The organism is Zymomonas mobilis (genome assembly GCF_006715975.1).
GTDB lineage: Bacteria > Pseudomonadota > Alphaproteobacteria > Sphingomonadales > Sphingomonadaceae > Zymomonas > Zymomonas mobilis_B.
In genome coordinates, this window is record NZ_VFOF01000001.1 from 1,479,088 (window position 1) to 1,502,709 (window position 23,622).

Annotated in this window: 19 protein-coding genes and 1 tRNA gene; 9 read left to right on the plus strand and 11 right to left on the minus strand. The window is 47.1% G+C overall.

All coding sequences use genetic code 11. The features are described from left to right. Window positions 1-115: 115 nt before the first annotated feature. On the minus strand, window positions 116-787 hold the full coding sequence (gene rnc / locus FBY58_RS06490; RefSeq protein WP_141920046.1) for a ribonuclease III: 672 nt from the start codon (window positions 785-787) through the stop codon (window positions 116-118). 222 nt (window positions 788-1,009) lie between these two features. On the opposite strand from rnc, the gene FBY58_RS06495 reads away from it, so the two are divergent. Further along, window positions 1,010-1,085, plus strand: a tRNA-Thr gene (locus FBY58_RS06495). Between the two features lie 441 nt (window positions 1,086-1,526). Here the strand turns inward: FBY58_RS06495 and FBY58_RS06500 are convergent. From FBY58_RS06500 to FBY58_RS06515, 4 genes are all read right to left on the minus strand, one after another. Continuing rightward, the gene (locus FBY58_RS06500; protein WP_141920048.1) at window positions 1,527-2,954 is read right to left on the minus strand and encodes an outer membrane beta-barrel protein; all 1,428 of its coding nucleotides are present in this window, start codon (window positions 2,952-2,954) and stop codon (window positions 1,527-1,529) included. 50 nt (window positions 2,955-3,004) lie between these two features. Further along, on the minus strand, window positions 3,005-4,414 hold the full coding sequence (gene eat, locus FBY58_RS06505) for an ethanolamine permease (protein WP_141920049.1): 1,410 nt from the start codon (window positions 4,412-4,414) through the stop codon (window positions 3,005-3,007). A 424-nt stretch (window positions 4,415-4,838) separates the two neighbouring features. Then, window positions 4,839-5,945, minus strand: coding sequence for an AraC family transcriptional regulator (locus tag FBY58_RS06510; RefSeq protein WP_141920051.1), 1,107 nt, complete (start codon window positions 5,943-5,945; stop codon window positions 4,839-4,841). A 206-nt stretch (window positions 5,946-6,151) separates the two neighbouring features. Continuing rightward, on the minus strand, window positions 6,152-7,159 hold the full coding sequence (locus FBY58_RS06515) for a phosphotransferase enzyme family protein (protein WP_141920052.1): 1,008 nt from the start codon (window positions 7,157-7,159) through the stop codon (window positions 6,152-6,154). A 218-nt stretch (window positions 7,160-7,377) separates the two neighbouring features. Here FBY58_RS06515 and FBY58_RS06520 point away from each other — a divergent pair, with 218 nt between their 5' ends. From FBY58_RS06520 to ctrA, 5 genes are all read left to right on the plus strand, one after another. Beyond that, complete coding sequence (locus tag FBY58_RS06520) at window positions 7,378-8,718, plus strand: aspartate aminotransferase family protein (protein ID WP_141920054.1); 1,341 nt, start codon at window positions 7,378-7,380, stop codon at window positions 8,716-8,718. Window positions 8,719-8,931: 213 nt separating this feature from the next. Further along, window positions 8,932-9,852, plus strand: coding sequence for a GTPase Era (gene era, locus FBY58_RS06530; RefSeq protein ID WP_141920058.1), 921 nt, complete (start codon window positions 8,932-8,934; stop codon window positions 9,850-9,852). Between the two features lie 81 nt (window positions 9,853-9,933). Continuing rightward, window positions 9,934-11,199, plus strand: a complete 1,266-nt coding sequence (locus FBY58_RS06535; RefSeq protein WP_260432131.1) for a toxic anion resistance protein — start codon at window positions 9,934-9,936, stop codon at window positions 11,197-11,199. Between the two features lie 9 nt (window positions 11,200-11,208). After that, window positions 11,209-11,904 carry a hypothetical protein gene (locus tag FBY58_RS06540; protein WP_141920060.1) on the plus strand — a complete coding sequence of 232 codons (696 nt, stop codon included), beginning with the start codon at window positions 11,209-11,211 and terminating at the stop codon, window positions 11,902-11,904. A 184-nt stretch (window positions 11,905-12,088) separates the two neighbouring features. Continuing rightward, entirely contained in the window at window positions 12,089-12,793 is a 705-nt protein-coding gene (ctrA, locus tag FBY58_RS06545) for a response regulator transcription factor CtrA (RefSeq protein ID WP_141920062.1), read from the plus strand. A gap of 149 nt (window positions 12,794-12,942) precedes the next feature. Here ctrA and ggt read toward each other — a convergent pair whose 3' ends face one another. Continuing rightward, the gene (gene ggt / locus FBY58_RS06550; protein ID WP_141920065.1) at window positions 12,943-14,709 is read right to left on the minus strand and encodes a gamma-glutamyltransferase; all 1,767 of its coding nucleotides are present in this window, start codon (window positions 14,707-14,709) and stop codon (window positions 12,943-12,945) included. A 161-nt stretch (window positions 14,710-14,870) separates the two neighbouring features. On the opposite strand from ggt, the gene FBY58_RS06555 reads away from it, so the two are divergent. Then, window positions 14,871-17,039: a protein-disulfide reductase DsbD gene (locus FBY58_RS06555; RefSeq protein WP_141920067.1), complete on the plus strand. Its 2,169-nt coding sequence runs from the start codon at window positions 14,871-14,873 to the stop codon at window positions 17,037-17,039. Window positions 17,040-17,096: 57 nt separating this feature from the next. Here FBY58_RS06555 and FBY58_RS06560 read toward each other — a convergent pair whose 3' ends face one another. The 3 genes from FBY58_RS06560 to FBY58_RS06570 all read right to left on the minus strand — a co-directional run bounded on the left by FBY58_RS06560 (window position 17,097) and on the right by FBY58_RS06570 (window position 19,596). Further along, window positions 17,097-18,005, minus strand: coding sequence for a hypothetical protein (locus FBY58_RS06560; protein ID WP_141920645.1), 909 nt, complete (start codon window positions 18,003-18,005; stop codon window positions 17,097-17,099). A 74-nt stretch (window positions 18,006-18,079) separates the two neighbouring features. Further along, a complete protein-coding gene (locus FBY58_RS06565; RefSeq protein WP_141920069.1) occupies window positions 18,080-19,057 on the minus strand; it encodes a diacylglycerol kinase family protein in 978 nt (325 codons plus the stop codon). After that, complete coding sequence (locus FBY58_RS06570; protein WP_141920071.1) at window positions 19,054-19,596, minus strand: DUF2141 domain-containing protein; 543 nt, start codon at window positions 19,594-19,596, stop codon at window positions 19,054-19,056. Before FBY58_RS06570 ends, FBY58_RS06565 begins: the two co-directional genes overlap by 4 nt. A 127-nt stretch (window positions 19,597-19,723) precedes the next feature. Between FBY58_RS06570 and lptF the strand changes: the two genes are divergently transcribed. Together lptF and lptG are read left to right on the plus strand one after the other, a co-directional pair. Further along, window positions 19,724-20,935: an LPS export ABC transporter permease LptF gene (gene lptF / locus FBY58_RS06575; RefSeq protein ID WP_141920073.1), complete on the plus strand. Its 1,212-nt coding sequence runs from the start codon at window positions 19,724-19,726 to the stop codon at window positions 20,933-20,935. After that, window positions 20,932-22,026: an LPS export ABC transporter permease LptG gene (gene lptG, locus FBY58_RS06580; protein WP_141920075.1), complete on the plus strand. Its 1,095-nt coding sequence runs from the start codon at window positions 20,932-20,934 to the stop codon at window positions 22,024-22,026. Before lptF ends, lptG begins: the two co-directional genes overlap by 4 nt. A gap of 11 nt (window positions 22,027-22,037) precedes the next feature. On the opposite strand, the gene FBY58_RS06585 is transcribed toward lptG, so the two are convergent. Together FBY58_RS06585 and FBY58_RS06590 are read right to left on the minus strand one after the other, a co-directional pair. Beyond that, on the minus strand, window positions 22,038-22,883 hold the full coding sequence (locus FBY58_RS06585) for an N-formylglutamate amidohydrolase (RefSeq protein WP_141920077.1): 846 nt from the start codon (window positions 22,881-22,883) through the stop codon (window positions 22,038-22,040). 2 nt (window positions 22,884-22,885) lie between these two features. Beyond that, window positions 22,886-23,560, minus strand: a complete 675-nt coding sequence (locus FBY58_RS06590) for a hypothetical protein (RefSeq protein WP_141920079.1) — start codon at window positions 23,558-23,560, stop codon at window positions 22,886-22,888. Window positions 23,561-23,622: the final 62 nt, after the last annotated feature.

Below are 23,622 nucleotides of genomic sequence, written 5' to 3' on the forward strand. Positions count from 1 at the left end.
CGAAAAAACACGCTATTTTCAAGAATTGCCTGTTTCAAACAATTTTCATTTTGTTTTTAATAAATTTTGCCAATTTAGAGCAAAATTGATTTGAGAAGTGCTCTATCGCTTCTTTTTACTGTGCGAGCACGTCCAAAAGGGCTTTTGCTGCAGCGGTTTGGGCTTCCTGCTTTGATGAGCCTTCTGCACTCGCCTCACCAACACCAGCAATAGACACCTGAATGGTAAAGCATGGATTATGTTGGGGGCCTGTCCTGCTGACAATTTCGTAAGCAGGTGGGCGGCGGTTATGGGCAGCAGCCCATTCCTGTAAAGCGGATTTAGGATGTTTAGGGGCGGATTCCTGTCCGGTGACTAAAGGAGCCCAGTATTTGTGAATGAGCTTTCCAGCTGCATCAAGACCGGATTCCAGAAAAATCGCACCGATCATGGCTTCCATCACATCGCCCAGAACATTGTCGGACGCGGCAGCACCATCATCGCGTGCTTGTTTACCCAGACGAAGCCATTGAGGAAGTCCGACGACCCGTGCGATGCTGGCACAGCTAGCACCTGAGACCAGACTGTTCAGCCTGCGGGACAATTTGCCTTCTGGTTCACGAGGAAAAAGATCGTATAACCAGTTGGCAATGACCAATCCTAAAACACGGTCACCTAAAAACTCTAATCTTTGATAATCGCTGTTGCCATGACTTGGATGTGTCATGGCTCGTAAAAACAACGCCGGATCTTTAGGTTTGTGACCTAATGTTTTTTCAACCCAGCTTATGAAAGCATCATTATTCATAATCTTAGCTTTTAAAGCCTTTTATTAATTAAGAAACGTCTTTGTTCCAAAAAAGCGGTTATCGGCCAAAAAAGATGCCTCCTCTATCGAGGAAACTGGTTTTATTTTATGCTATTCGATGCAACAGTTTGAAAAGACGAAAAAATTTATAAAAAATCTGTTTTTTTATAAAGTAGCGATTCCCTTTTCTCAAAAAATGCTTTAGTGAAATCACGAATCACTGCCGGGTTGGCCGAATGGTTAGGCACCTACCTTGTAAGTAGCGACCATGTGGGTTCGAGTCCCTCACCCGGCACCATATATTTCCTAAAAATCCCCATATTTTTGCTGATAGAACAAAATCCAAGCGATAATTTTATTATCCGGCTTGTCGTCATTCTATGGATTATTCTGTTTTTTATGGCGGGGTAATGGGTCGTTCTTTCGATATTGCAGCCCTGTTTATTGGGAAATGGATATTTTAAGGCTGTCGATTTAATTTAGTTATTTTAAAGGCATAGGGCGCATGATTTCGCCGATGGATGGTTCACCAAAAATGTAGATGAGCTGTCAGATATTTAGATCAGGAGATGTGCGGTTTAAGGCTTTGGGACCTTATATATTGAGTGAAGAAAGCCCCTGCCCCATAATTGGGGCATTGGTCATTTAGGACTGAATATCTATCGGTTCTGTCCGATATCCTTATTCAGCCCCATGATCAAAGCGAACCAATTGGCCGCCGTGTGTGGATGAGCAAAATTTAGAAGCTCAAAACAGCGTCGCAACTGACCCAGAACATATTATGGCTTCCGTTGGTAACCACAGGATTCATGACAGAAGCGCTACGGTTAAAAGGACGTGTGCCATTTAGTGACTTATCCAACCGGAGCTCTGGTCTGAGAGTGAATGTCCCTTTACCGAGATGGTCGTTGATATAAGCCGGTTTCCATGAAACACCTGCAGTCAATTCGCCATAAGTGGTGGCCGGTGCGCTGTAATACACATAAGGACGGTTGCGGAGATAATTCCGATAAGACTCGCTACCGATGAATTGGGTGATAACGCCGCCGGTATTGTCGCGGAAGAGTTCGCCTCTGAAGTTTAAGGTCAGATCTTTCCGTAAATTCCATGCGACATAAGAGGTGAAGCCGAAAGCCGTATCGCGGATCGATTCATCACGATCGACAATGATATCTTCTGTAAAGGTCACCTTGTCCGAGAAGCGGTAGCTCATGCTGACTTCAACATTATACTGCATCAGTTTGTTCGCAGCCCGACCGAGACCAGCACTCGTCCAGCCTTCAGCCGAAGTCGTTGGTTGTCCAGAGTTACCCGCGGGCCCAATATGAGAAATCGCCCGAACGGTCATTCTGTTATCCATCAGGTTTTTAAAGACCACACCTGCATAGCCTTTAGGCTTTTTATTAAGCGTCGCATTGCCAAAGGTTGAGGCGTTACCTGAATCGATACCCAATATGACATCAATATCGCTGGTCGGATGCATGGTTGCAACGACCCCCACCGTTTCAAAGGGAACGATGTAATCAGAGCTGTAATTATAGCTGTAGAAAGGACGGGCGAGTGCCGGAATACCTTCGACACCCATCATTCCATATATTTGCCCAACCTGAAAATCGATACCATGCTTGAACAACCAAGGGGTATGAACATCAATATGTGCCTGTGTCGGCGCCCATTGATTAAGACCACGTAATGCACCATCGCCCATACCCAAGGTAGGATCGACACGAGCATCTGAACCGTAAAACGCTTCCATGACAAAACCGATGCCATAGCCTTTCCCAATCGGGGTTACCGGATGGGAAAGAGAGGCCATGATTTGGTTAAGGCTGCCGGTATTTGCCCGATCAGCAAAATACTGTCCGAAGTTGCGTCCTGAATGTGTCCCAGGGTTTCCGGTAGCGCCACCTTCTATCGTGATATGTCCGACAAGACCGTCCCAATAGGAAAGCGAACCATTGCCATGGAACAGATTTCCGGCTTCGAGAGCAGGCATGTCTGGATCTTGTGCATGTTCATAGTCTTCTTTGTCCGGTGCCGCTTTTTGTATGAGGGAAGCCGTTGATGGTGTGGCCTCCGTCTGGGTTTGGGCAAAGGCTGGCCATTCTGAGGCGACCAAGCTGCATACACAAAAGCTGAAACAAAAAGATAACTTGTAATAGCGCATATCGGATGCCCTTTTTTCACAAAAAGTGACCATGGAATTCTGGTGGTGGCTTATTCTTCGGCACCTTCCGCAGCCAAGACGGAAGAAGTCGCAAGCGTTGCCTTTGCTGCTTTTCTGTTTTGGTTTTGTTTGTAGGTATAAAGACAAAGCGGGCAAGCAATGCACATCAGGAGCGTATAAATCAGCGAGATTCCGACATTATAATAAATGACGGCAGCCAGAAGAAAGAAGGCTCCAATCAGAGCGATTGCAGGCAGAAAAGGATAAAAGGGCGCTTTATACGGGCGCGGCAGATCAGGCATTGTCTGACGCAACCGGAAAAGACTTACCATGCTTAACACATACATGGTCAAGGAGCCAAGAACCGACATCGTCACGAGGATAGCCGTCAAAGAGTGACCACCAAAAGAGATGACGTCATCGGCAAAAATTGCGGCAATACCGACTAAGCCACCCGCGATTGTCGCGGCGTAAGGCGTTTGAAGTCGAACATGCAATTTCCCAAGTGCGGCTGGCAAGAAGCCTGCCCGTGCCAAGGCAAAGATCTGACGACCATAGCCCATGATGATACCATGCAAGGAAGAAACCAGCCCGAAGAGGCCAAGGAACACCAGCATATGCAACCATCCGCTATGCGCACCAACCACATGTTTCATAGCCTGTGGCAGAGGATCGTTGAGATTGGCCAATTGATGCCAATCCATTGAACCACCGGCAAAGATCATTACACCGAATGCCAAAGAAACCAGTGTCAGAATACCGGCTGTGTAAGCGATCGGGATAGAACGACGGGGATTTTTGGCTTCTTCGGCGGCCATGGCGACCCCTTCGATAGCGAGAAAGAACCAGATCGCAAAAGGCACAGCAGCGAATATTCCGCCAACAGCCTCGATATTGAAATGGCTCGTTACGCCCCAACCATCATGGAAGAACTGGCTCCATGAAAAAGCCGGTGCGACAACGCCCATGAAAACCAGCAATTCAAAAATGGCTGCAATCGTAATGAACAATTCGAACGTTGCGGCAATCCTGACCCCGACAATATTCAAGGCCATGAAAACGATATAGGCGCAGGCCGCTGCCATTTTCGGGGAAAGCGCAGGAAACTGCACATTGAGATAGGAGCCGATTGCGAGGGCGATTGCGGGTGGTGCGAATAGAAATTCGACCAAGGTTGCCATTCCGGCGATAATTCCACCCCATTTTCCTAAGGCTCGAAAGCTATAGGCGAAAGGCCCCCCCGCCTGAGGGATGGAACAAGTTAACTCTGTAAAACTGAAAATGAAACTAGTGTAAATGGCGGCAACAATGACGGTTGCAATCAAGAAACCAGTGGTTCCTGCTGTTGCCCAACCATAGCTCCAACCGAAATACTCTCCTGAAATGACAAGGCCGACAGCAATGCCCCATAGATGAAAGGAACTGAGTGTTTTTGAAAGCTTCGGAGATTTTTCTTGCATCTCGGTGGACTCTCCTTTTACCGGATTTTCGATAATCACCCAAAAACCATATCGGTAATGAAAGCATATAAACTTGATCTTTGATGACAATTTGTTGTTTCTTGAAAATTAAATTTAATCTTTCATGATAATTGATTGTTCTTTTGTGAAAAATTCCGATTTTTAGTCCCAATTTAGCCGAAAAATTAAGGCATAGCAGAGGTAAGGGAGTAAGAAAGAACCAACTCAAAGGATGAAATAAACAGACTCACACGGCAAATTTTTAACTTTAGAAAATAACCGGGCTTTTTTGACTCAAAATATCGCTGCGGCTCTTGGGGGGAGGACAAATCAGAAGGCATAGGAAGCTGTGAGGGAGAAAGAATTACCCCGCACAGGAGCCTAGCCAGTGCAGGCGTAAGCCTTAGTTATTCTAGCTTCGTTTTTAGAGGCCGTTTTCCGGTATCCGTCTGTTTTCCAGATCGGAAGTTGTTTTTGCCGCATAGTTTTTACGCCATGTACGGGGACTTATTCCAAACCAGCGCCGGAATGCCCGAGAAAGAGCGCATACCTCGGAATAGCCCAGCATAAAGGTAATATCCGAAATAGTGAGATGCGGTTGCTTCATATAGTCGATAGCCATGTCCTGCCGAACGGAGTCGATCAGAGAAAGGAAGGTAACATTTTCGTCTTTGAGACGCCGTTGCAATGACCATGGTGTCATCGACATTTTTTCAGAAATTTTTTCGAGTGAGAAATCATCCTGTGGCAGCATGATGCGAATAATAGCCCTCACCCGTTCAGGGAAAGATTGCGGCACATTATGACGATTAAGACGGCGGATAGTTTCCCGCATTACGGTTAACAAAACCGGTTCATGTCCCGGCATCGGGCGCATCAAGTCTTTTTCAGAAAGCACGATCGAGTTGCAGGGTTGTTCAAACCAGACAGGCGCACCGAATACCTGCTCATGTTCATAGGCTTGTTCAGGGCGATAATGTTCAAAGTTAACTTCTAAAGGCGTCCATTTGGAGCCAAGGGCGCTGCGGATAATATTGAGAACCATGCCCATTGAGATTTCGGCATCCTGCCGTCTTCTGGTAATCGCACCATGTCTGATCTGATATTCAAAATGCCATTGGTTTTCCCGTTTGACGAAACGCGTCAGGGTATCATGCTGATGCCATTGAAAATCCTTTGCGACGTTCAAAAGGGCTTCCCCCAATGTCGGGGAGGCCAGACCAATATAACCAATCAATCCAAGATTTTGCGGTTGAAATTGCTTGCCGTAATGAAGGCCGAAATTACCATTTTGTGAGTTGGTTGCCGCCTCTTCCATCAAGCGACAATAATTGGTCAGGCTGAGGCTGTGGGTGGGGCGTTCCAAAATCAGGGGATCTACCCCACATGCGCCAAAAACACGGTCGGCATCGCCGCCGGTTTTACGGATAAAATCACCAAGACCACTTCCGGCAGCGGCCAGAACACCATGATGCACTTCCTCGAAAGAGGAAACTGTTTTAGAGAAAGCTGTATTTAGAAAAGATGTCATATTCTCAGACTTTCCGTGGATTCAGTTTCATCAGGATAATGAGTCTATGAACATGCCCAAAATTATATCCTAAATGGATATCATCATATTATGTCATCATATTGCAATATAAAATTTAAAAAAATCTCTTCCTTCCAAAATAAAGAAATTTTGTGAAGGAAGAGATAAAGCGGTAAAAAAGGAGTCTATTCGATGGGGGTTATTTCCTAAGCGCCAAGAGGGACTTCTCCGTCCAAATAGCGCTGACATAAACGCACCGTATGTGCCAACCAATCGCTACCCAGACTGCGCGCCATATCGGTGTCACCATGGGAGCCAACCCATGCAGTCATCTGGATTCTTCTTTGTGCGAAAAGCGCAGGAAGGATCTCCATTTCGTCTTGGGAAAGAGGACGGATTTTCTCATATCCTTTGAGCCAATTTTCTACCCATAAAGGGGCGGCAGGATGATGTTCTTCAAAGCTGATCGCGGCGGCCAGATCGTGGAGGAACCATCCGGTTCCACAATCATCAAAATCAATCGCTCGCGTATTTCCTTCGTGAATCAAGATGTTAGTCAATCTGAGATCAGCATGAATGAGTCCGTAGCGGTCAGAAGACTGTCCAAAATTTTCTAATGATTGGCTGATCCGGCCAGTAGCTTCATCCATGATCGCAATATCATTTTTATCAAGACCAGGGGTCACCCGCCAGTCACCCCAATAGCCATTGGAGCCGACCATATTTTCATGGCTCCAGACAAGCCGTCTGAAATCATTTGGCTTCTCCCAACGCTGGCTATGTTGGTGAAGATGGGCGGTAACTTCACCAAGTTGTTGAAACAACGTTGGATCAAGATCAGCGGTTGGCATTTCGCCATCAACCCAGTTGAAAAGCACGGCATAACGCAAGGCGCCATCGGGGGCTTCCAATGTCTGGATAACCTCATTCTGACGGTCAGGAATGGCTTGCGGCACGATCAATCCGATATCTTCTTGCAGGGCTTTTAACCATGCGAGTTCCCCAGAGATACTTTGTTTATCGTGATAATGGGGACGATGAAGGCGAAGTGCGTAAGACTGGCCTGAAGGAGTCGCAATATGGAACGTCGCATTTTCTGAACGCGTTAAAAGTCGGATTTGCCCCTGATATAAATCAGAATACGCTTCCATTGCCTGTGCCGCGAGTTGAGAAAGAACAGACGAACTGAGGTTATCGGCATGGCTGGAATTCATATGACAGACTCCTGAACGTTATTTGTTGGAGTCATGATAAAGAGAGGATGAGATTTATAACTTGGCTGGAGATGACCCTTTTTTGACCGCAAAGAAACAAAATACGAAACTGTTGACAGAAAAAAATCGAGAATGTCTTCTAACGTCAAGTTTATTTCAATTGTCACTGCCATAATTAGAACATTAATTTTCATTTTGATCCTGAAAAGGAGGATCCTGTGTCAAATCGTTCTACCATTATGGACACGAACAGTTTTCGGGATGAACACGCCGCTGCTTTAGATGAGGCCACGCGTTCCCTAACCGAACGCCGCAAGAATCTTCTGGGGGCGTCCTATCGTCTTTTCTATCGCCGCCCAGTTCATTTGGTGCGCGGAGAAGGCGCTTATTTATGGGATGCTGACGGTGAAAAATATCTGGATGTGTATAACAACGTTGCCAGCATCGGGCATTGCCATCCAGCCGTGATCGCGGCCGTTCATGAACAGATGGGACGGTTAAATACCCATACCCGTTATTTGCATGAAACCATTCTTGATTATTCGGAATCTATTTTGGCAACCATGCCAGAAGAGATCAACCGCGCCATGTATATGTGCACGGGTTCGGAAGCGAATGATTTGGCAATGCGGATTGCCTGTGAATGGTCAGGCGGCACCGGCATTATTGTGACGCAGGAATCCTATCATGGCACCAGTTTCCTGACATCAGGAGCATCCCCTGCCCTTGGTAGTGGTCAGAGCTTGTCTTCGAATACGCGCCTTGTTCCGGCACCTGATCATTACCGTTTGGCTGGAAAAGATGCGGGCGCGTGGTTTGCTGCCGAAATTCAAAAACAGATTGATGACATGGCCGCCCATGGCATCAAATTCGCCGGATTTATGGCGGATTCGATCTTTTCATCAGATGGTGTTTTGCCCGGTGAAGCGGGATTCATGAAACCGGCAATTGATGTTGTCCATAAAAACGGTGGTATTTTCATCGCGGATGAAGTTCAGCCCGGATTTGCCAGAACCGGCGAAGCTTTCTGGGGATTTGGACGGCATGGGTTAATTCCGGACGTCGTCACAACCGGTAAGCCGATGGGGAATGGTATTCCGGTTTCTGGTCTGTTTGCCCGCAAGGAAGTCATGGAAGCGTTCAGTAACCATGTCCCTTATTTTAACACATTTGGCGGAAATCCGGTATCAATGGCTGCCGCAACTGCCGTTCTGGATGTGATTAAAAAAGAAAAGCTACAGGAACATGCCCAGAAGATTGGATCACAGCTTTTGGGTGAATTGCGTAAATTGCAAGATACGCATGATTCTGTCGGAGATGTTCGCGGAGCAGGTCTGTTTATCGGTTTTGAATTAGTCAAAGACCGGACGACCAAAGAACCCGATAAAGAGCTGGCGCTTGATTTGATCGAAGCCCTTCGAGATGAGCATGTTTTAACCTCGGTTGCGGGGCCTTATGGCAATGTCTTGAAATTGCGGCCACCTTTGGCTTTCCAAGCAGGCGATATTGATTGGTTGACCGGCGCGCTTGACCGCAGCCTGACTAAATTAGGTCGATAAGCCTAAGCGCTATATGGGCTTGTTTTTAAAACGAGCCGGAAAAAGGCAGTGCTGCTTTCAGGTCATTTCGGCTGGAGGTAGGCTGCCTTTTTCTTTTAAGGCATTTCCTTTTGGTGAGCCTTTAAGCCTCTATCGGCGAGAAAAAGGGAATAGCGATAATGCCAGAAAAGAAGCAGTATTCCTTTCCGTCGATCTTCTCTCTATGAAGAGAGAATGAAAGATATGAATACGCCTCCTTTGAATACCCAACATTGTGGTCTGGTCGCTATTGTTGGCGCGCCAAATGCCGGAAAATCAACCTTGGTCAATGCTTTGGTCGGTCAGAAGATCGCCATTATTAGCCCCAAAGCACAGACAACGCGTTCCCGTTTAATGGGTATCGCCTTGCTGGATCAGACCCAGATATTGTTGGTTGATACGCCTGGTATTTTCACCCCGAAAAAACGCTTTGATCGCGCGATGGTAGCTGCGGCATGGGGCAGCGCCGAGGGGGCTAATCTGGTCGCTTTGGTTATAGATGCCTCTTCCGGTATTACGCGCCGGACTGAACCGTTAATTGAAGCGGTTGCCACCCGTAAAGAACCCAAAATCGTTATACTGAATAAAGTCGATATTACCCCGAAAGCTGAATTATTGGCTTTGGCACAGAAGCTTTATGAAGCCATCAAGCCAGAAGCTTTGTTCATGGTTTCGGCAGCGACCGGAGATGGCGTTGTCGATTTGAAGCGTTCTTTGGCAGATATGATGCCGGAAAGCCCATGGCATTTCCCAGAAGATCAAGTGTCCGATGTCACCGATCGTATGTTGGCTGCCGAAATTACCCGCGAACAGATCTTTTTACAGCTGCATGACGAATTACCCTATGCCGCCGCGGTTGAGACCGAAAAATATGAAGAACGGTCAGATGGTTCCGTTGCTATACATCAGCAAATTTTGATCGCGCGCGATTCACAAAAAGCCATTGTTGTTGGCCACCATGGTGCTCGACTGAAAGAAATCGGTAGCAAGGCACGCGCTGAATTATCCCAGATTTTAGGATGCAAAGTGCATTTATTTTTGCATGTTAAAGTGAACCCGAAATGGGATGAGGATCGTAGTGTCTATAATGAAATCGGTTTGGAATGGGTAAAATAAGCCTTTAATTTCTTTTTCTCCCTTGAAGAAAAGAAACAAAAGGCCAAATTTTACAAAAGGATAGTTGGGGAGTGAAGCGCAATGGTTACAGAGAATAACGCAGCCGGTCAGACGCCTGATGTTGATTTGAAGCTGACACCCCCCAGCCCTGTCCCCAATGTTTCGGCCGCCAAAGCCGATGGTCTTGTTCCGTTAAAAGAAGAACAAAAAAGCCAATTAGAAGCCAAAGTCAGCGGCTTTATTGATGATTTGGTGGCTGAGAATCCAAATAGCCCTGAATTTGGGAAGAAGGTTGATTCCATTATCAATCTTGGTCGCAATGAAATTCGGGAAGCCGCCAACCAATCCAATCGCTTTCTGGATCGTCCGGTAAAAGCGATGGATGGAGATGGTCATGTTGGTTCTGACCTTGCCCAGCTACGGCGCGTTATCGAAGATCTTGACCCCGGTAAGCGTGGAGATTTAACCGCGCCCAAGAAGATTTTTGGTATTATTCCTTTTGGTAATAAACTGCGCGATTATTTCGACAGCTATAAATCTGCCCAGTCGCATATCACCACCATTCTTGCCCGACTTGAGAGTGGCAAAGATGAATTATTAAAAGATAACGCCGCGATTGATGTTGAGCGCCAGACTTTATGGGCAACGCTCGAACGGCTTGAGCAAATGATTTACATGGCGAAAACACTGGATAGCCAGTTAGAAGCCAAAAGCCATGATCTGGATATCAGCGATCCGGCCAAAGCTAAAACCTTGCGGGAAAGCGCGCTTTTCTATGTCCGGCAGCGGGTTACCGATTTATTGACCCAGTTGGCGGTGAGCGTCCAAGGCTATCTGGCATTGGATTTGGTACGCAAGAATAATGTCGAATTGGTCAAAGGGGTCGACCGTGCTTCAACGACGACGGTCGCGGCATTAAAGACGGCGGTTACCGTCGCGCAAGCCTTGACGAACCAGAAGTTGGTTTTGGAACAGATCAATGCTTTGAACAGCACCACCGCCAATATCATTGATGCCACCGGCGAAATGTTGAAAAATCAGACGGGTGAAATTCAAAAGCAGGCAGCCTCCGCGACTATTCCGCTGGATACTTTGAAGCGGGCATTCAGCAATATCTATGCGACCATGGATTCCATTGACCAATATAAAGTGCAGGCATTGTCTTCGATGAAACAGACGGTCGAAGCTTTGTCAGACGAAGTTGAAAAATCACGCGGCTATATTGCGCGGGCGCAAGGTTCAAGCCAAAGCCAAGACCAGACGATGCAGCAAATGTTGGGAAATGAAGGCAACAAATCGCCAGAAACGCCTGCGGCATCGGGCAGAGACCCGTTCAAGCCTTTATAAGGGAAATATATGGCCAGTAATCAACAAGGAATTCAGGACGCGTATCGTCTTTTAGCGCGGCTTCGAGATAGTCGGGCAGTTAGCCGTGAATTTGCCAAGAAAAGCCTGTTGGGGCGGCGGCTGAAACGGCTATGCGTGACCGATGCGGTGATTTTACTGGCCGCCTTTGTTATTGGTTTTATTCATCCTTTAGGTATTTCCGGTATTATCCTGACGCTGGCGGCTTTGGTTTTGGGGAGTATTTTGGCACCCCTTACCCTGCCCTTGCCGCGTCCGGTTAAAGTAGAAAATTTACAAAAACAGCCGCTTAAACAATTACCGCAGCAGGCAGCCTCTTGGCTATCGGCGCAGAAGAACGCGTTGCCAGCGCCTGCCCGTAATTTTGCGGATTCTATTCTTGATAAATTATCTCATTTATCGTCTGTAGCGGAAAAGCTGCCTGAAAATGATCCGACTGCGGTTCAAATGCGGAAATTGGTCAGCGAAGAAATGCCGGAATTGGTCAACGGCTATGTAGAGATACCGGTTAATCTAAGAAAACAAGGGCGTGCAGGTCTGGAGAGTCCGGATTCACAACTTACCACTGGTCTAGATGTGATCAATCAGGCACTAGGGCGGATAGAACAAGACCTTGCCAATGATGATCTTGATAAATTGGCTACTCAGCAGCGTTTTTTAGAGTTAAAATATAAAACAGAATCTTGATCATAATTATTAAAGATGTTGGTGCTCTTCTTTTTGATAAGACAATAAAAATTCATAGAGTGCTGACATCATTTCTTTTTCATCAAAGATACGGAGATATCTACGAAAAAGATAGTTGATAACATGGGGCATGTTTAATTTATCAACTATATAATATTATGACGGCTATAACGGGGAATGGAGAATGCGTGTTTTACTGATTGAAGATGAGCCAACAACGGCGAAATCTATAGAATTGATGCTGACGAAAAAGCGCTTCAATGTCTATACAACAGACCTTGGAGAAGAAGGCATCGATCTGGGCAAGCTTTATGATTACGACATCATTTGTCTGGATCTGAATTTGCCTGATATGCATGGCTATGAAGTTTTAAAAACATTAAGAACCGCACAGGTCAAAACGCCGATTATCGTCTTATCAGGCGATGCGGAAATGGAATCGAAGGTCACTGCCTTAGGCTTTGGTGCAGATGATTATCTGACCAAGCCATTTCATCAAGATGAATTGATTGCACGCATTCAAGCCGTTGTGCGTCGTTCTCAAGGCCATTCCCAGTCTATTATCAAAACAGGGCGTTTGACGGTTAATCTTGATAGTAAAACGGTCGAGATTGATAAAAAGCCTGTCCATCTGACCGGCAAGGAATATGCTATCCTCGAATTGCTTTCTTTGAGGAAAGGCACCACCATTACAAAAGAGATGTTCCTTAATCATCTTTATGGTGGGATGGATGAGCCGGAATTGAAGATTATTGATGTCTTCGTCTGTAAGCTTCGGAAAAAATTGAACAAAGCCTATAGCGAAGAAAACTATATCGAGACGGTTTGGGGACGTGGTTATATTCTGCGTGAACCCAATAATGCATCATTGGAAGAACAAAGCGCCTAGCTTTTTCTATCGCAGAATTGTCCATTCGGTTTTGCGATAGAGCCGTCAACATATCCCGACAAGAATAGAATAACGTCATTCTATCTGTCTTGAAAATATCCCTGTAACCGGATGGCTAAACTTCCGATTACAGGGTATATTTTTATGGATTAGAAGCCGACAGCGGTACCTTCCCGTCGGACATCGGCGCCCCCTTCATAATAATTGCCACGCTTGATGATGGCATGAAGGCCGGATTCTTCATGTCCTGCCGGTTGTAAGGTTACGCCCAAATCTTTCAGGCCTTGGGATATTTTGGCAGGGAAAGGATCGGAATAAAAAGTGGTGCCATGAGCCACCAGATTAGGCAGTGCCAAGGCTTTATCAACCGGCATATGCCAATCAAGAAGTGCCACGATAGCTTTCAGATTATAGGCTTGAATAGAGCTACCACCGGGAGAACCCAAGGCGGCAACAAATTGGCCTTTTTTATCGAAAATAATAGTCGGTGCCATCGTTGAACGCGGGCGTTTATCGCCGGAAACGGCATTGGCCGCCGGTGTTTGGTCATAGGCCTGTGGCGAGAACGAGAAATCGGTCAACTGATTATTCAGGAAGAAACCACCGACCATGCGCCCCGTACCAAAAATATTTTCAACGGTTGTCGTCATGGATACCGCGTTGCCTTTGCTATCGACAATAACGATATGAGTTGTTCCCCCCGGTTCAAGGGTGGCATCCGTGGTGTAGCTGGGTGCGCCTTTCGGATTACCATGAAGAGGTGCATCAGCCATGGCCTTGTCACCGATTAATTTTGCCCGCTCGGTAAGATAACCGGCATCGAGTAAGCCCATAACCGGCACTTTGACAAAATCGGGATCGCCCACAAAATAATCGCGATCGGCATAAGCCAAACGGCTGGCCTCGGCAAATTCGAGCCATGCTTTGGGATCATCGGCGTTACGCTTGGCGATATCGGTATGTGATAATAAGCCCAAGGCTTCTTGAAGGCCGACGCCGCCGGAAGGGGCATCCGGCGTGCAGACAACATAAAGATGATAGCCTTTACATAAGGCTGCCCCCGATTTGGGGTGATAGCCCGCAAGGTCAGCCATGGTCATGCTGCCCGGCAAGGGGCCTTGATGCACCTTATCAACGATTTCTTGTGCGATAGCGCCTGTCAGTATCGCAGATGAACCCTGTGCGGCAATAGCTTTTAAGCTATTCGCATAAGCGGGGTTTTTAAGGACATCACCAGCCTGATAGCGTTGGCCGTTTTCTTTGACAAAATAGCGAATGGCGTCTTCGGTATAGGCTTCGGGAGAATGGCCGTTAATCATACCGGCAAGACGCGGCGAAACGGCAAAGCCCTGCTCTGCCAATGTGATCGCAGAGTTGAACAATTGATTCCATGGCAGATAGCCATGTTCTTTTTGTGCCATTTCCAGCATGGCAACAGCACCCGGAACGCCAGTTGCACGCCCTGAGACAACCGCTTTTTTAAAAGGAATAGGGTTTTTGTTTTCGTCCAGAAACATATCGGGCGTTGCATCAGCGGGTGCCGTTTCGCGACCATTATAAGCCGTTACTTTATGCGTTTTGGCGTCATAATAGGTCATAAAAGCACCGCCGCCGATGCCAGAGCTTTGCGGTTCGACCAATCCCAAAACAGCTTGAATAGCGACCGCCGCATCAACCGCGCTACCACCTGCCTTTAAAACTTCGTAACCGGCCTTCACCGCCAAAGGATTGGCGGCAGCCACCATGGCATGGGCAGCGATTGTCTTTTTAGGAAGATTGGCAACATCAGACCAATTGATTTCTTTTGAAGTCGTGGTGGCTGGTTGCGTTTGACGAGCCAAGGCCAAATGGCTGGTAGAAAAAGCAATGAGTGCAGAAAAGGCAGTCAAGAAACGACGATGCCGGAGAGAAATCATTTTTTTGATCTTTCTGTCTTGGGATATGGCCTTGAAAAACGCCGATATAAAAATTCTACAAGAAAGATTCCGATACGACCAGCCTTTAATAAACTTGCGATAGAGACATCATAAACTTGTTCTTTCTTGCTTTCATAAAAAGAAATGTTACCTTTGCCGATATGACGATATTGGCCTCCGTTTACCGCGCCTTTGGCTGCCTTTTTTGCTGGGCTTTAGCCCTTTTTCTATTTCCTCTTTCAGCAGCGACATTATCCGATAGTGACAGTGACCTTCATATCGAGCCGCAATTTATTGCGGAAAGCTCGACCCCGATGGCGGGTGGCAAGGTGACTATAGCTTTGGAAATGAAGCCGCATAATGGCTGGCACGGCTATTGGAAAAACGGAGGTGATGCTGGACAAGAAACCGAAATCATCTGGCATTTTCCACGAAAGATAACAGCGGGGGCTATCCAATATCCTATACCGGAAAAGATGAAAGTCGCCGGTTTGATGAGCTATGTCTATCGCCATGATTACAGATTATTGGTTGACCTTAATATTCCAGCGGGTCTGCCGATTGGGACAGAGTTACCCATATCCGCACAGTTAAATTGGCTGGCCTGCACCGATACCAGTTGTGTGCCGGAAACCGCAGAACGCCATTTCTTGTTGCGCATCGGCAAAGGGGAAGTGTCGCCGGAGAACCAAAGTCTGTTTCAGACTTTCCGTCGTGCATTACCCGAAACCAGCGGAATACCGGCTTTATTCGCAGAAAAAGAGAATAACATTGTTCTGAAGCTGGATTATCCGGAACAGGAAAAGGTTAATACCGCCAGCGATGGTTTGTGGTTTTTCCCATCTCAAGATGGCGTTTTTGACTATAGCGCCAATCAGCAGCTTTTCAGACAGGGGGATACCCTTTTCCTTGTTTTGCCGCTTCGCAATAAAGCGCAGATACCATCGAATATCGAAGGTGTTTTGCGTCTGAAAGATAATCAGGGTTTCTGGATCAATGCCCGAAAGGATAGCATTAGTTTACCGGATAAAGCACCCGTTATTCTTTCGTCGAATAGTGAAGAAGGCCAAGCGAAAACGGTAGCAGCGAACCCTGCCAATCAAGAAGAGGCGCCACCGCGCCATAGTGGTAAGCTGTTATGGCTGGCTTTGGGGGGCGCATTCATCGGTGGCTTGATTTTAAATATCATGCCCTGCGTTTTCCCGATTTTGAGTTTGAAAGCGTTAAGCCTCGCCCGCACCCATGCTCCCGAAAAAGCACATCGTCTGGAAGCATCGGCCTATAGTGCAGGTGTGATTATGGTCTGTTTAGGATTGGGAGGCAGCTTGCTGCTGTTCCGTGCTGGCGGCCATGCGGTCGGATGGGCATTTCAGTTGCAATATCCCCATATTGTTTTGGCCTTGATGGTTCTAACCGCGATGATCGGCTTTAACCTTGCCGGATTATTTGAGCTCCCCAGCTTTAACGGTGGAACGAACCCGAAGCAGGATAGCCTTTTGGGTGCCTTTACGACCGGTGCTTTGGCAGCCTTTATCGCCACGCCTTGCACGGGGCCGTTCATGGCAGCCGCAATTGGGGTTGCATTGGTGTTATCCCCGATTGAATCTTTAATGGTATTTGCTGGATTAGGCTTTGGGATGGCTTTGCCATTTTTGGCCATTGGTTTTATTCCGTCAGTGCGCCGTTTGTTACCAAGACCCGGAGCATGGATGGCAACCATGCGGCATATTCTGGCCATACCAATGTTTATCACTTCTTTGTGGTTAGGATGGACATTAGGGCATCAGATCGGAAGCGATGGTTTAATCGTTGCCTTGGGTATCTGTCTGTTGTCGGCATCAGGTCTTTGGTGGACGGGCAAAAGACAGCAAAAAGGTAAAGATTACAGTTTCTTGCCAGCGTTGATTGCGATCATCTTTTCGGTGATTATTGGGGCATTCACCCCTTCTCGACCGATTGCCCAAGAGGCTTCGCCAAAGACAGAAACGGCGGCGGATGCCCCAGAGGTGCAGCGTTTTAGTGAAAATGCGGTAGAAGAACTGCATCGTCAGAAAAAGCCGCTCTTTATCTATTTCTCGGCTGATTGGTGCCTCACCTGTAAAGTAAACGAAAAAATGGCGATTGATCGGGACAGCACGCGTCAGGCTTTTCGACAAAAAGGGATTGTGACCTTGCATGGCGACTGGACGAATGGTGATCCTGAAATTACCCGTTTTCTAGGCAAGGTGCATCGTTCGGGTATTCCGCTTTATCTTTATTATCCAGCGGAAGGTGAAATCCAAATATTACCGCAAATTTTGACAACAGGGTTATTGCAGAATTTGGGCTAGAAACAAAAGAACCGGCGGAAAGGCCGGTTCTTTTTTATTGTCGTGAATGGCGCGTGGTTACCGCACGGTACCTTTTGCCAGCAAGCGAGGTAACAGGGTTAATGCCCCGATAATGGGGAAACGGCGTTGCCACGGCTTGATGATAATTTGCGTACCGGCATGGCGGTTTATTTTCCAAGCCAGATAATCAAGACCACCCGCAAAGGTGAAGCTGGCCTTAGCAAGACGAAAGAGGCTTAGCCATTTTCCACGCCGTCTTCTTTTTGCCCATAGGCGCAAGGCCTGTTTTCGGCTGGGCAAATTGCGGCTGAGATGCGCGACCACGGCTTGGGTAATATGGCGATAATAATCGGCATTACTGTCAACGATCAGATCCGCACGCCCATCCGATTTTTCAACCCGCAATTCTGCCTGATATGTCAGTCGGAAGGCTTCCCTCCAACGATCAAGCGGGTCTTGCGAACCAGAAAATAACGGTGCTGCTGCTTCCAATAAAGTAGGTGCCGCGCAAGCAACAACCGCGGTTGTTGCCTTGATCGCTTCATTATCCTTTGCCCAGACAAGACGCGTCGGTTGCGCAAAGCGCGCCCAGACCGAAACCGAAAGCGTTTCAAGTGACGCCAATCGCCGGAAATCAGAAAGGGTCAAAACCGCATATTTGGCGACCATGTCTTTATAGCGGAAAAGAAAAACATTAGGTGGCAGGCATTTATTCGCCCAGACGAGCCAACGGCACGAATAGGCCTGATGATAGTCATCAACAATCAGATAAAAATCCAGCATTAAGCCATCAAGATCGGTTGCCCGTAATGCCGATCCGTAAAAAAGCACGGCCTTTGCAGAACCATGCTTGGCCGCGATGGCCGCCGCCATGTCGGATATATCTGGTATAACTGGCTTCGTTAATTCTTCTCCAATGATGCTTTTCAGGCCATGCACATCCGTATTCTTCCATTTCATTTGCATCATATATTTATAGCATATCATAACTGCGAGAAACGCGGTTAGCCCCCTGCTTTTATAAGATTAGTGCAACAGAATTAGACCGCAAGCTTCACAAAAGAAATAGGCTCTGTATGCCGTAAAGTAACCGGATGCTCGTCATCGGCAAAGAAAACCTCCCCATCAAGGATAAGATGGGAGCGTTCGCCCGCAATGATGATTTCATCATCCTGCTTCAGATAGACGCCTTTGATATCGCTTTTTCCTAAGCGGCCAACGATCCCCACCGCGACCGCATGCATCAGATGGAACGGATTTTGGTCGACCATCATCAGCTTCATTGACCCTTGATCTTGTGGGCTTTGCTGGAACACATGCGTGCCGACCAAAAGGCGTTCCAAAGTGGTAACCACCATGAGCGAGAAATTACCTTTAATCTCGCCTTGATGGAGCAAAGAAAGCCTAATCGGGCGCGCAGAACGCGGCAAGAAAGATAATGGTGCGCGGAAAAACAGAGAGATCAGCAAGGCAAAAGCGGCGATCACATGGCTGATACCATTAGGTAGCCCGAGCGGATAAATCGTATCACGGCAATAGATGATAAGATCGGCCAGTCCTGCCCCACCGAGAAACATCCCGAGGACTGGTGGTTTATCGCTATCATCCGATAAGGCGATCAATTCGCGTTTGACAATATGTTCATCAACACCGCCACGGGCAATGTTCATGATTTTTTGCAAGGCCACAACAGGATCACCTTCCGCCCCTAGATCCAAAGCGATCAGGTTTGTTTTCCCGTTGGGTAGCACTGCAACCGGCGGCACCCTGTCTTTTTCAAAGAAATTGCCGGTGTAAAGAGCAGTCAAAACAGTTTGGACAGTACCATCCCCGCCATTCACGACCAAAATAGATGGCCGCGTTTTAGCAATACTGGATAACGCCTCCCCTATCTGTTCCACGGCTTCGACTTCGTAATGGAAGACATCATCTTCCTGAATACAGAAATGCCTGATGTCAGGTAATTTTGCGCGATTGCCGGTAGATTGTGGATTAGATAGCAAGGCAACCGAAGTCATCGCGTGACCTCGCTTTTCTTGTTATCCTGACCGGCAGACGCGATCGGTTTAAAACTGAGACCCTGAATATATTTCATAATAATTTTAATATCTAAAACACTGTTGCTGACGGTAATAGTAGAGGCTTTTAGAGGGGGTTTATGCTTTAACGCAACATCCATTAACGACATGGATGGATTACCCGAAAAACCGCCGCCGTCTTCACGGTCGCTATCGCCGTTTTTATGACGCACCAAAACGGTGTAATCACCGGCTTTTGGCACGGTCAGGCAGACATCAATAGTGCCTTCCGAAGGAAGAGGCATTTCCACGCGATTGAGATATTTTCCTTTTTCAAAATAGACTTTTTGATCGGCTTCATAAGCCTGAACCCGCAGGGTTCCGTTGCGATTTTTCAGGCCTTCGACATGCACCAGAATAGCCGGTGTCTGGCTTCCTTTTTGGCAGGAAGCGGCATACGGCCCCAAAATCGCGGCGTTTGCCGCATTTACGCCTATTATCAAAGGGATGGATGCGATAAAGGCTGTCAATTTCAACATGACCTATTTACTCCGGAAAGCTATAGCCCGAAAATAACGACGCACGGTCATAAAGATTCGGCGTCTCCGTGGATCGTTACTTCTGACTGGTGATTGCGGCCATAAAATGGTGAGGAGCGCATAAAGCTTGAGAATTTTTAATGCTATTGATCGTTATCTGATCCGTCTGATCACAGTACCTATGGTCACAACCTTGATTGTGTCGGCCATGTTAATGGTGCTGGACAAGATGTTAAAGCTTTTTGACTTCGTTGCCAATCAGGGCGGCCCCGTTAGTGTTGTCTGGCGGATGCTGGCGAATATGTTGCCGGAATATATGTCGCTAGGTATCCCAATCGGATTGATGTTAGGTATTTTATTAGCCTTTCGCAAATTAGCACTTCAGTCAGAGTTGGACGTTCTTCGGGCAGTCGGGATTAGCTATGGCCGTTTATTGCGTATTCCTTATATTTTTGCCTTTTTCTTTGCGCTTATTAACCTCGCCATTGTCGGTTATATTGAGCCTTATTCCCATTATGCCTATGAAGATTTGCGCTACGAATTGCGGTCGGGTGCCTTGGGCGCGGCCATCCGAGTGGGTGAATTTACCAAATTAGGCACCCATATGACGCTACGGGTTGAAGGCAGTCAGGATAGCGGGCGTAACCTGTCTGGTATTTTTGGCACCAGCGAAGATCCAGATAACGGGCAAAAGTTGACAGTGACGGCTGATAATGGGCGTTTTATGCCGTCCGATGATCCGAATGTTATTCTTTTGCGTTTAAATCACGGATTGTTAATCCATAATCGGCCTGATTTTACGACGCCTCGTGTGCTGACTTTTGAAAATCATGATTTACCCATTAAGTTACCAGCCGTTGAGAATTTTCGTGGGCGAGATGGTAACCAACAGGAAATGACCCTGACAGAACTTTTCTATGTTCTGCATCAAAAACACCTACCCAAAAAGCTGAGAAACCAACTACGCGCCAATCTGCATTTTCGTCTGGTTGAAGTGGCGACGATGTTTCTTTTACCGATGTTGGCCTTGACCTTGGCTATTCCACCAAAGCGTTCTACGTCGTCTTTAGGTGTGTTTCTGTCGATCCTGATTTTGGTCACGGATCATAAGCTGAATCAATATTGTCAGGCGATCGGGGGATTGGGCAAAATCGACCCGATGATTATGATGTGGGTACCGTTTATTCTGTTTAGCCTGCTGGTTTGGCGGATGTATCATACCTTGACCTATGTACCAGGCGGTCAGCCGATTGGGGCATTGGAATGGTTTTTTGCCCGCATTTCTTCGCGGATTGTCCAATTCTTTAAACGATTTTCATCAGGAGGGGTTAAGGCATGATAAGAAGAATTTTCGCATCACGCCAGATTGCCCTTTATCTGTCGAAGCTTTTCGTTTTCAGATGTTTTGCTGTTTTGGCGGCATTGATTTTTATTCTGCAAACCCTCGATATGTTAGGGGAATCAGGCCGAATTTTAGCAGTTAAAGGCAACGGGCAAGCCGAATTATTCCATTATGTTCTATTACGAACACCACAATTAACCGCGCGGTTTTTACCCTTTGCCGTTCTGTTGGGAGTGCTGATTACGCTCAGCACTTTAAACCAGAATAGTGAAATCATCTCGATGAAAGCAGCGGGTATTTCGGCACATCAGATATTGATGCCGCTTATTGCCAGTTGTTTTGTAATCGCCTGCGTCAGCTTTGTTTTCAATGATCGGATTGTAACCCGCGCCACAGCAAGGTTAGATGCATGGCAAGCCGTTGATTATGGTCACCCGCCACCCGCCGCGACAAGTGGGGTCAATATTTGGGTTCGGGATGGAGATCGGTTGATTCATGTCTCCAATGTTCAAGGCTATGGCGATAAAATCCGTCTGTCGGATATTACGGTTTATCATCGTATCAATAAAACTCTGGTCAGCATTTTATCCGCAGATGATGGCGTATGGACGGGGCATGGATGGCATTTGAACCACGTCAAATATTTTGACGTTGCCAAGGATTCAGTCACCGAAAAAGCGGTTTACGATATCAATACGGATTTGCCGCCGGAACGCTTTACGCTGGCGGATGTCAAAGCAGAGGAAAAGGAAGTTATTCCTTTATATCAGGCCATCCGATCTTTGGATGCCGCAGGACGGCCAACGGACGAATTAAAGGCGGGTTTACTGCATCGTTTCACTGGTGCGTTTGCCGTTATTTTGATGCCTATTTTGGGTTCGGTCGCGGGTTTCGGATTGGCGCGGTCAGGTAAACTGTTTGTTCGTATCGTTATTGGTATGTCTTTGGGTTTTGCTTATTTTGTCGCGGATAACTTTGCCTTGGCCATGGGTAATTTGGGGACATATCCGCCATTATTAGCAGCATGTGCGCCGTTTGTTTTGTTTTTCCTGATCGGGGAAGCGGTACTGGTAAGAACCGAAGAGTAGCTTTTTATCTGTTAGTTTGATGCTTCGATATAATGGGTCATCGTTTCAGCCATATCATGGACAAGATGCCTGATGGCTGAAACAGCATCGGATGGATGGTAAAGATTGTCATCAAGATAAAGAGCGCGGTTTATTTCGATCTGTAAAGCATGGCGTGACGAGGATGGTTTACCATGCCTGTCCAAAGTATAGCCGCCTGCATAAGGTTTATTAAAAACCGGATTTAAGCCGTGTTTTTTGATAATTTCAGCCGCGAGAAAAGCGACTTCTGAAGATGCACTGTGACCGTAAGCGGTTCCGATAACAATATCGGCAGCAGCCCCCGCCCCATCCGGTATCAAGGGCGGCATCGAATGGATATCCAGCAAAACAGCCGCCCCATAATGGGATTTAATATCGCCTAACGCCTTGGCGATAAGGCTGTGCCATGGAAGGTGATAGTTTTCGATGCGATGCTGTGCTTCGCTTAAAGCTATGGGATGGTGATATAAAGCGCCAAAGCCCGATAGATAATTGGGAAATAACCCCAGCCCATTACGAGAACGATAGGTTAAAATCACGCTGTCTAAAGATAAAGGGGGATCAATCATCATTGGGTCAATTTCCAGATGATGTCGGTTTAAATCTATCAGGACACGGGGAGAACAGGCAACCAAAGCCGAAAAACCGGAAGCGACCGCTGTATCGACAAGAAGATCGGCAAAGCGATCTTCGAAGATAATCAGCTTTTCCGGTTCACAACGCAGTTTTTGCAGCAAATCTTCAGGATAAAAGCGGCCAGCATGGGGAACAGTAAGTAAAACCGGCTTTCGGGAAGGCCATTCCCCCAAAGGAAGAATGGCCGGCCTGTCTTTCACTTTCAGCCAGCCTGACATTTACGGCTGAGGCGATTTTTATCCCAACATTCGCTATTGAAGGGTGGCAAAGGGGGTTCAGAGGTCAATTTTACCTGTGGTGCCAGAATATCTTTGACTGGAACAAGGCTGTTTCTGAATTCCTGCATCCGTTTTTCAGCCAGAGTAAACAGGCTTCCACGCGGATGAATCATCGCTTCATGACCGATAGACGCCGCCGTGTCACAAAAGCCCAACTGTGCCTGCATCGTTGAAAAATGATTGTAGGTCTGTGTGGAATGCTGGTCGAATTTGACCTGACCGAAACGGCCACCCGTCCGGCGGAAATAGCCCCCGAGCAAAGTATAAGCAGAAGCCAATTCACGTTTATGGGTGGCAAGGATTTCGTTATAGCTATGTGCCGTTTCAAGGATGGGTGAAAATTGGCATTGCAGAGCCGCAACATTCAATCCTGACCGTAACGTCCAGACCAAGTTGGCGCGCTGTTCAGCCGGAGTGGCGCCAGCAAGGGGTAGAACGACCGATGGATCATTGTCTTTAACCGGTTTACCGGAAAAATCATGCGGAGACCAAAACAGGTATCCGGTGTTTGCAGCCGCCGGTGCCGAAGACAGCAATCCAGCTGAAACAAACCCTGCCGTCAGAACAGAGGCTATCCGACGACCGAAAGAAATGATCATAATATAAGCTCTCCCGATGTAATAACTTGGCAGCCGATCCTGAAACATATTGATAGAAGAAA

Excerpts from the sequence above, each read along its gene's own strand:
- rnc (WP_141920046.1), bottom strand. The coding sequence starts at position 787 with ATGAATAATGATGCTTTCATAAGCTGGGTTGAAAAAACATTAGGTCAC.
- FBY58_RS06500 (WP_141920048.1), bottom strand. The coding sequence starts at position 2,954 with ATGCGCTATTACAAGTTATCTTTTTGTTTCAGCTTTTGTGTATGCAGC.
- eat (WP_141920049.1), bottom strand. The coding sequence starts at position 4,414 with ATGCAAGAAAAATCTCCGAAGCTTTCAAAAACACTCAGTTCCTTTCAT.
- FBY58_RS06510 (WP_141920051.1), bottom strand. The coding sequence starts at position 5,945 with ATGACATCTTTTCTAAATACAGCTTTCTCTAAAACAGTTTCCTCTTTC.
- FBY58_RS06515 (WP_141920052.1), bottom strand. The coding sequence starts at position 7,159 with ATGAATTCCAGCCATGCCGATAACCTCAGTTCGTCTGTTCTTTCTCAA.
- era (WP_141920058.1), top strand. The coding sequence starts at position 8,932 with ATGAAAGATATGAATACGCCTCCTTTGAATACCCAACATTGTGGTCTG.
- FBY58_RS06535 (WP_260432131.1), top strand. The coding sequence starts at position 9,934 with ATGGTTACAGAGAATAACGCAGCCGGTCAGACGCCTGATGTTGATTTG.
- FBY58_RS06540 (WP_141920060.1), top strand. The coding sequence starts at position 11,209 with ATGGCCAGTAATCAACAAGGAATTCAGGACGCGTATCGTCTTTTAGCG.
- ctrA (WP_141920062.1), top strand. The coding sequence starts at position 12,089 with ATGCGTGTTTTACTGATTGAAGATGAGCCAACAACGGCGAAATCTATA.
- ggt (WP_141920065.1), bottom strand. The coding sequence starts at position 14,709 with ATGATTTCTCTCCGGCATCGTCGTTTCTTGACTGCCTTTTCTGCACTC.
- FBY58_RS06555 (WP_141920067.1), top strand. The coding sequence starts at position 14,871 with ATGACGATATTGGCCTCCGTTTACCGCGCCTTTGGCTGCCTTTTTTGC.
- FBY58_RS06560 (WP_141920645.1), bottom strand. The coding sequence starts at position 18,005 with ATGCAAATGAAATGGAAGAATACGGATGTGCATGGCCTGAAAAGCATC.
- FBY58_RS06565 (WP_141920069.1), bottom strand. The coding sequence starts at position 19,057 with ATGACTTCGGTTGCCTTGCTATCTAATCCACAATCTACCGGCAATCGC.
- FBY58_RS06570 (WP_141920071.1), bottom strand. The coding sequence starts at position 19,596 with ATGTTGAAATTGACAGCCTTTATCGCATCCATCCCTTTGATAATAGGC.
- lptG (WP_141920075.1), top strand. The coding sequence starts at position 20,932 with ATGATAAGAAGAATTTTCGCATCACGCCAGATTGCCCTTTATCTGTCG.
- FBY58_RS06590 (WP_141920079.1), bottom strand. The coding sequence starts at position 23,560 with ATGATCATTTCTTTCGGTCGTCGGATAGCCTCTGTTCTGACGGCAGGG.